The following is a 639-nucleotide window of genomic DNA, read 5'->3' as shown; positions in this document are numbered from 1 at the left end:
AAATCATAGAGTAGTTTAGATAAATCAATGCTTAGCTATATTTACTTTGCATAATCGTCAACTTTGCATAAGGCGGATTATGCTAAGCTTAGCATAAACCGCCCTGCGGCATCCCTATTTCTGTCTTTTCAAAAACTCCTCTGTTGATGACTCCTGCATTTAGGTATTTATGGATAAGTGATATTACCCTACCATCTTTAATGGTTCTGGATAGTATTTCAATCAATTTACTCTGACACACTGTGTCAAAGAACTTTTCCAAATCCATGTCTACGACATAATCGTATCCTTCATCAACATATTCGGCGCATTTTCTCAAGGCATCATGGGTTCCCCTATTTGGGCGAAAGCCAAAACTGCTTTCCGAAAACTGTTCTTCATAGATGGGCGATAGCTCCTGAACAATTGCCTGTTGAAACACACGGTCAACTGCTGTAGGTATCCCAAGCTTTCGGTATTCCCCTTTGGTTTCTTTGGGTATCTCTACCCTACGGACAGGTTGGGGCTTGTATCGCCCCTTCCTTAACTTTTGGATAAGGCTCCCTTTGTTCTCTTTGAGATACGTTTGAAGTTCATCAACACTCATCCCATCAATGCCTCCGGCACCTTTGTTTGCTTTAACTCTCTTAAATGCTTTAT

General features: G+C 40.8%; 1 pseudogene. It reads right to left on the bottom strand.

Annotated features, from left to right (window positions below):
* Positions 1-97: 97 nt before the first annotated feature.
* Positions 98-639, bottom strand: a pseudogene (locus HZF24_RS18785) (reverse transcriptase domain-containing protein); the annotation flags it as partial.

This window comes from Sedimentibacter hydroxybenzoicus DSM 7310 (assembly GCF_013403245.1).
Taxonomy (GTDB): Bacteria; Bacillota; Clostridia; order Tissierellales; family Sedimentibacteraceae; genus Sedimentibacter; species Sedimentibacter hydroxybenzoicus.
Note: the sequence above shows the minus strand (reverse complement) of the source record. Positions and strands in the feature narration are given on the sequence as shown.